We start from the raw sequence: 7,062 nt of genomic DNA on the forward strand, positions 1-7,062 counted from the left end.
CCGCCCGTCGGCCGAGCCACCCCAACCCCGCACGGAGGAACCACCCTCATGTCAGGCAAGCCCACCCCCACCAGCGCACCGAAGCGACGCGGCCGACGCGCCCCCACGAGCACCCAGCCCGACACGTCGACCGGCCCGTGCCGGGTGTGCATCTACATCCGGCGCTCCACCGACGACGAGCACCAGCCCTTCAGCCTGCTCGCCCAACGCACCGCCCTGCGTAAGTACGTCGAGAGCCACCCCGACTGGGTCATCGTCTGCGAATTCGAAGATGACGCCTCCGGCGCCACCACCGACCGCCCCGGCTTGAAAAAGGCACTCGACGCCGCGAAAGCCGGCATGTTCGACGTCCTACTCGTTTACCGAGTAGACCGATTCAGTCGAAGCCTCGCTCACTTCATCGATCTCGCCGCCACCCTCGACGCCGCCAACGTGCGATTCGCCTCCGCCACCGAACCCGTCGACACCGGCGGCGCGATCGGTCGCATGATGCTCCAATTCCTCGCCGTGTTCGCCGAATTCGAACGCAACATGATCATCGACCGAGTGAAGAGTGGTATGACCGCGAAAGCCAGCAAAGGCCAATGGGCAGGCGGCAACCGCCCCTACGGCTACCTCGTCGACCGCGACACCCAACGCCTGGCGCCCCACCCCGACGAGGCACCCATCCTGCGCGACATCTTTTACCTCTACACGCGCGACCGTCTCGGCACCCGCGCCATCGCCACCGAGTTGAACTCCCGCGGCGTCCCCAACCGCACCGGCAAAAAGTGGTCCGGACACACCATCAACCGGATCCTGGACAACCCCGCCTACGTCGGGGACATCGCCTACCGCGACATCCTCGTCCCCGACGCCCACGACGCACTTATCGACCGGGACACCTTCCGACGCGCCCAGGACATCGCCAACGCCCGAGGCGACGTCCAAACCCAGCGGGCCATGTCCGACTCGGACTACTACCTCACCGGCCTGTTGACATGTCCGCAGTGCGGACAGCGCTACATCGGCACATCCGCCAACGGCCGGACCCGCCGCTACCGCTACTACACCTGCTTCACCCGCACCCGCTACGGCAAACACGCCACCTGCACCGCACCCCGGCTCCCCGCCGACGACCTCGACCACATGATCCTGCAGGCCCTGCACGACTTCTACACCACCGCCGAACCCGTCCTCGCCGCCATGATCGAACGCGCCCACGCCCAACACGACACCACCAGCGACGACCGGCGAGCCGAACTCACCGCCATCGCCCACCAGATCACCAGCACCGAGAACGCGATCGACCGGTATCACGCGGCGTTCGAGAACGGCACCATGGATGACGCCACGGCCGGACCACGCATCCGCGAACTCCGCCAGCGACTGGCCCAACTCCAGGCCCGGCACACCGAACTCGACGCTGGCCTGACATCGCAGCCCGAACCCCCGCCGCCCGGCACCGTCGCCCGAATCCGCGACCACCTCAGCGCCATCATGACCAGCGGCACCGCCACCGAACGCAAAGCCGCCATCGAGGTACTCATCGCCGAAGTCCAACTCACCGACCAGGGAGTCGTACCCGTGTTCAAGATCCCCACCGACACGACAATGCCCCCGCCCGGAACGGACGGGGGCACCTCAGGAGTACCACCGGTTCGCACAATGGTGCGGTCGGTGGAGCCCAGGGGACTCGAACCCCTAACCCCTGCCTTGCAAAGGCAGTGCTCTGCCAGTTGAGCTAGGGCCCCGTGGACGGCCGCGGCGACGATCGCTCGTCACCGTGTCAGACGTCAGCGCAGATCGGGCGCGGTGGTCGCCTCGTGCCAGAGGGCACGCTCGTCGTTCGAGGCCTTGATCTTGTTGAACACGACGGCGGCCACGCCGACGACGCCAGCCAGAATCAGCAGCTTCTTGAACATGCGGCGACCCCTCGTGCTCGACTAACGTCGGACGACCGTGCGGTGGGGCTAGATGGAATCGAACCATCGACCTCAGAGTTATCAGCTCTGCGCTCTAACCGACTGAGCTATAGCCCCGCGTTGCGACGAGCAAGATTAACCCATCCGCTCTGCCAGCCCCAAATCGGGGTCCGGACCTGCGAGCCGGGTCGTCGCCGCCTGCCAAAACCTATCCGAGTACGGGACGCCGGGGCGACCGCATTACGCGGTGCCCCGGCGTCCCGGTCGCTCAGTCCCGCTCGGCGAGCGTCAACTCGATCCCGCCGACCAGGTCGGCGCAGACGTTGTAGACGAACGCTCCCAGCGTGGCAAGCGCGGTGAACAGCACCACGTTGACCAGACCGATCAGCGCCGAGCTGAGGATCACGCCCTTGGCGGTGATCTGGAAACCGCTGGTGCTCTGTCCACCGCCGGCGTTGACCAGGTCGCTCAGGCTCTCGTTGACGCTCTTGAAGACGCCCATCGCGTCCAGCGCCAGGTAGAGCACCGAGGTGGCGACCACCACGACGATGAACAGCACCACCGAGACGGCGAACGCGAACTTCATCACCGACCACGGGTCGATGCGCTTCAGGTTCAGCCGGGCCCGGCGCGGTCCCCGGGACGCCGCCGAGCTGACCGACGTACGGGCGGCACGTACCGCGTCACCGACGCGGGCAGCCCCGACGGCCGACGCGTTGCCGATGCCCGGCGGCAGGCCACCGCCGCTGACCGGGCGACCGCCAGCGGAGGTACGCGCCCCGTCCGACGGCGGCTGGGTCATGCCGGGTGTGATCCGGGGTTGGGTGCCGGTGGCCCCGGTCGACGCGGCCTGGCCGGGTCGGACGTTGATCGGCTGGGTCGTCGCCGGCCGGGCCGAGGGTGCCGCCGTACCCGAAGGGGTGGCGGCGGCGGACGTTGGCGCCTCGGCACCGGACGTCTCGGTCTTGTCACCCGAGCCGGCATCATCGCTTGGCTCCGGCGGGGGTGTCATGCCCGGGGCCCTGGTGAACTTCGGGGCAGGCGCGTCGGCGGGGACCGTCGCCCGGCCCACGGCCGCGCGGCCGGTCGCTGGTGTGCCGCCCTTGGCGGCCTCCTCGTCGACCGGGTTGGCCGAGGTCCCCGTGTTCCCCGACTTCGCCTGTGTCTCCGTCATTCAACTAGTCCTGTTCGTCAGGCTCGTCGGCATTGCGAGCAATCGCCACGATAGTCACGCCGTCCGGGAGGTCCATCAGCTTGACCCCCATTGTGTTCCGGTCACGCGTACGGCGTACAGGCTTCACCGGAGTCCGAATGACACCACCGTTGCTGGTGATCGCGAACAGCTCGTCGTCCGGATCGATCACCACCGCGCCGACCAGACCACCGCGCCGTTCGGTGATCTTCGCAGTCAACACGCCCTTACCTCCCCGGCCCTGCACCGGGTATTCCTCGATCGGGGTCCGCTTCGCGTATCCCCCGTTCGTGGCCACCAGAACGTCCAGACCCTCCCGCACGACCTCCATGGCGAGCAGGACGTCGTCGTCCGTGAAGCGCATGCCGATCACACCCGAGGTGGCCCGGCCCATCGGCCGCAAGGCCTCGTCCGAGGCGTTGAACCGGATCGCCTGTGCCTTCTTGGAGACCAGCAGCAGGTCGTTCTCCGGCGCAACCAGCGCAGCACCGACCAGCTCGTCCTCATCGCGCAGGTTGATCGCGATGATGCCGCCGGAACGGTTGGAGTCGAACTCCTCAAGCCGCGTCTTCTTCACCAGGCCGTTCTTCGTGGCCAGTACCAGATAGGGGGCTACCTGGTAGTTCGGGATCTCAATGATCTGCGCTATCTGCTCGTCGGGTTGGAAGGCGAGCAGGTTGGCCACGTGTTGGCCCTTGGCTACCCTACTGGCCTCCGGCAACTCGTACGCCTTGGCCCGGTACACCCGGCCCTTGTTCGTCAGGAACAGGATCCAGTCGTGTGTCGAGCAGACGAAGAAGTGGCTGACGATGTCGTCCTGGCGCAGCGTAGCGCCACTGACCCCCTTGCCGCCGCGACGCTGCGAGCGGTAGAGATCGACCTTGGTCCGCTTGGCGTACCCGGTCCGGGTGATCGTAACGACCACATCCTCGCGGGCGATGAGGTCCTCCATCGAGACCTCGCCGTCGAACGGAATGATCTGCGTACGCCGGTCGTCGCCCCACTTGGCGACGATCTCGCCCAGCTCCTCGGAGACGATCTTCCGCTGCCGCTCGGGCTTGGCCAGGATGTCCTTGAGGTCGGCGATCTCGATTTCGAGCTTGGCCAGGTCGTCCACGATCCGCTGCCGCTCCAACGCGGCGAGGCGACGCAACTGCATGTCCAGGATCGCGGTGGCCTGGATCTCGTCGATGTCGAGCAGCCGGATCAGGCCCTGCCGGGCGTCGTCCACCGTCGGCGACCGCCGGATCAGCGCGATCACCTCGTCAAGTGCGTCAAGCGCCTTGCCCAGACCGCGCAGGATGTGCGCCCGCTCCTCGGCCTTGCGCAGCCGGAACGCGGTCCGCCGGCGGATCACGTCGATCTGGTGCTCGACGTAGTAGCGGATGAACTGCGCCAGGTTGAGCGTGCGCGGCACCCCGTCGACAAGGGCCAGCATGTTGGCCCCGAAGGTCTCCTGAAGCTGGGTGTGCTTGTAGAGGTTGTTCAGCACGACCTTCGCGACCGCGTCGCGCTTGAGCACGAGCACGATCCGCATGCCGGTACGGCCGGAGGACTCGTCGCGGATGTCGGCGATCCCGGCGAGCTTGCCCTCCTTGATCAGCTCCGCGATCCGCTCGGCGAGGTTGTCCGGGTTGACCTGGTAGGGCAGTTCGCTGACGACCAGGCAGGGGCGGCCCCGCTTGTCCTCGTCGACCTCCACCACGGCGCGCATCCGGATCGACCCGCGACCGGTGCGGTAGGCGTCCTGGATGGCGGTGGTGCCGACGATCAGGCCGTAGGTCGGGAAGTCCGGGCCCTTGACGATGCCGAGCAGGGCTTCGAGGGTGGTCTCCTCGTCCTCCTCGGGATTGTCGAGGCACCACTGCACCGCCGCGCCGATCTCCCGCAGGTTGTGCGGCGGGATCTTGGTGGCCATGCCGACCGCGATGCCCTCGGAGCCGTTCACCAGCAGGTTGGGGATCCGCGACGGCAGGATCGTGGGCTCCTTGGCCCGGCCGTCGTAGTTGTCCTGCAGGTCGACGGTGTCCTCGTCGATGTCCCGCAGCATTTCCATGGCCAGCGGGTCGAGCTTGCACTCCGTGTTGTGGCTGACGAACCCGTCGGAGACGAACGAGTGGTCGTCGGTGTCGACCCGGACGCTGTAGACCGGCTGCACGCCGGCGTCAGTGATCTGCGCCACCTCGGCGTAGTAGAAGCGCCCGTCGACAAGAGGCTCGACGACATCGAGCACGTCGGTGTTGGTGATGCGGGCAGCGATCTCGTCGCGGTCGCGCTCCCACCGCTCGACCCGGTCCACGTTGTGCCGACGCAGCCAGTCCTGCTCGGCCCAGCGCTGCGCGCCGTGCTCGCGGATGAAGTCGGCGACCAGCGGCACGTGGTCGCTGGAGAGGGCGGTGCTGCTCGCCGGCACCTGGGCCAGCTCGGCCTCCAGCTTGGCCTGCTTGCGGCCGAGGAAACCGACGTGCGCGGCGAAGATCCGAGCGTCGCGGCGGTTGGTCACCACGACCTTGATCTCGCCGTTGTCGTAGCGGGTCTGCCGGCTGATCACGCCGAACTCCAGCAGCAACTGCTGGACCTCGGCCGCCAGGCGCTCGCTGCGCGTCGAGTACGAGATCTGCATGGCGTTGCGCGGCAGCAGCGACGACGAGCCGTCACCCTCGAACAGCGCCTGGAGGAACGCCCGCTTGACCGCGGCCGGCCCCTGCCAGACGAACTCGGGAACGAACTTCGCGGCGCTACGCGCGCCCATCAGCTCACCCAGAAGGCTCGACCGCAGCGCGGTGAGGTCCTGCACGTCGAGTTCGTGCAGGGTGCTGCCGGAAGCGATGACCCGCTCGCTGACGTAACGCGGACCGCCCACCGCCAGGTCGTAGGCCGCGAGGACGCGGACGAAGAACTCGCGGTCGACGTTGTTGAAACCGGCCCGTCCCGTGGAGACCCAGCCCTCGCTGACGAAGGCGCCGGCGAGGACGGCGGCCTCGACGTGCTCCAGCATCGGGTAGCCGATCTCGTCCGGCACGCTGCGCTGCAGGACCACCCGGTCGCCGGGGGAGATCTCGGCGAGGAGCTTCCACAGCAGGGTCGGCACGCCGGCCACGTCCACCAGGCAGAGCACCGGGTGGTTGTGCGTGCCGGTCAGCTCGTACCCCTCGCTGGTGCGCAGCCGCAGCGTGGGGTGCTCGCCGGAGTGGAAGAACTTCGAGGCGCGCACCAGGTCGCCGTTGCGGTCGCGGACCTTCAGGTCGATGTCGGTCTCGCTGGACGGTGCGGCGTCCGCCACCACGTCCGCGATCCGCACGCTACCGTCGGCGGTACGAATACGGACATCTGCCGTGATGCAGTAACGCATCGCGGCCGCCGGATCATTACCCGGCGAGCCGAAGTTGCCGTTGCCGTCGACAAGCGGGTAGCGCAGCGACCAGGGCTGCGCCATCCGGACCAGCGCGTCGTAGATCGCCGAGTCGCCGTGCGGGTGGAACTGACCCATCACGTCGCCGACGACGCGGGAGCACTTCACGTAGCCGCGGTCCGGGCGGTAGCCGGAGTCGAACATGGCGTAGAGGATCTTGCGGTGGACCGGCTTGAGCCCGTCCCGCACGTCCGGCAGCGCACGCCCGACGATGACGCTCATCGCGTAGTCGAGGTAGGAGCGCTGCATCTCCACCTCGAGCCCGACCGGTTCGATCCGGTCGTGCGCGACCACCGCGGCGATGGCCTCGGCGGGGACCTCAGGCTCGTTCGGTGTGGACTCGGGAGAATCGGTCACTGTATACCCTTATCAGACTCAGAGTCGTTTTTGTGCTGTGGATAACCGCTGTGGATAGCGGCGAAGCTGTGGATAACTCTGTGGACCGGTGGAGGGGGGGGGGGGCGGCCCCCCCCCCCCCCCCCCCGGGTGAAGAATGAGATGAAACACACCGGCAGGGGGGGGGGGGTGAATTAAAACACCGCCCCCCCCCCAGC

Annotated in this window: 3 protein-coding genes, 2 tRNA genes and 1 pseudogene; 1 reads left to right on the plus strand and 5 read right to left on the minus strand. The window is 67.7% G+C overall.

What is annotated here, in order from left to right; genetic code table 11:
• Positions 1 to 48 precede the first annotated feature (48 nt).
• A pseudogene (locus AB0B85_RS23100) lies at positions 49 to 1,086 on the plus strand (recombinase family protein); the annotation flags it as partial.
• Between the two features lie 574 nt (positions 1,087 to 1,660).
• Here AB0B85_RS23100 and AB0B85_RS23105 read toward each other — a convergent pair.
• The 5 genes from AB0B85_RS23105 to gyrA form a co-directional block, all read right to left on the minus strand.
• Positions 1,661 to 1,733: transfer RNA gene (locus AB0B85_RS23105), tRNA-Ala, on the minus strand.
• Between the two features lie 42 nt (positions 1,734 to 1,775).
• Complete coding sequence (locus tag AB0B85_RS23110; protein ID WP_209444550.1) at positions 1,776 to 1,904, minus strand: DLW-39 family protein; 129 nt, start codon at positions 1,902 to 1,904, stop codon at positions 1,776 to 1,778.
• A 43-nt stretch (positions 1,905 to 1,947) separates the two neighbouring features.
• Positions 1,948 to 2,021: transfer RNA gene (locus tag AB0B85_RS23115), tRNA-Ile, on the minus strand.
• 151 nt (positions 2,022 to 2,172) lie between these two features.
• The gene (locus tag AB0B85_RS23120) at positions 2,173 to 3,078 is read right to left on the minus strand and encodes a DUF3566 domain-containing protein (protein WP_357410521.1); all 906 of its coding nucleotides are present in this window, start codon (positions 3,076 to 3,078) and stop codon (positions 2,173 to 2,175) included.
• 4 nt (positions 3,079 to 3,082) lie between these two features.
• Positions 3,083 to 6,865 (minus strand): intein-containing DNA gyrase subunit A, encoded by a 3,783-nt coding sequence (gyrA, locus tag AB0B85_RS23125; RefSeq protein WP_357410523.1) that lies wholly within the window; start codon positions 6,863 to 6,865, stop codon positions 3,083 to 3,085.
• Positions 6,866 to 7,062 lie beyond the last annotated feature (197 nt).

The organism is Micromonospora sp. NPDC049044 (assembly GCF_040649215.1).
In the GTDB taxonomy this organism is placed as follows: domain Bacteria; phylum Actinomycetota; class Actinomycetes; order Mycobacteriales; family Micromonosporaceae; genus Micromonospora.

Excerpts from the sequence above, each read along its gene's own strand:
- AB0B85_RS23110 (WP_209444550.1), bottom strand. The coding sequence starts at position 1,904 with ATGTTCAAGAAGCTGCTGATTCTGGCTGGCGTCGTCGGCGTGGCCGCC.
- AB0B85_RS23120 (WP_357410521.1), bottom strand. The coding sequence starts at position 3,078 with ATGACGGAGACACAGGCGAAGTCGGGGAACACGGGGACCTCGGCCAAC.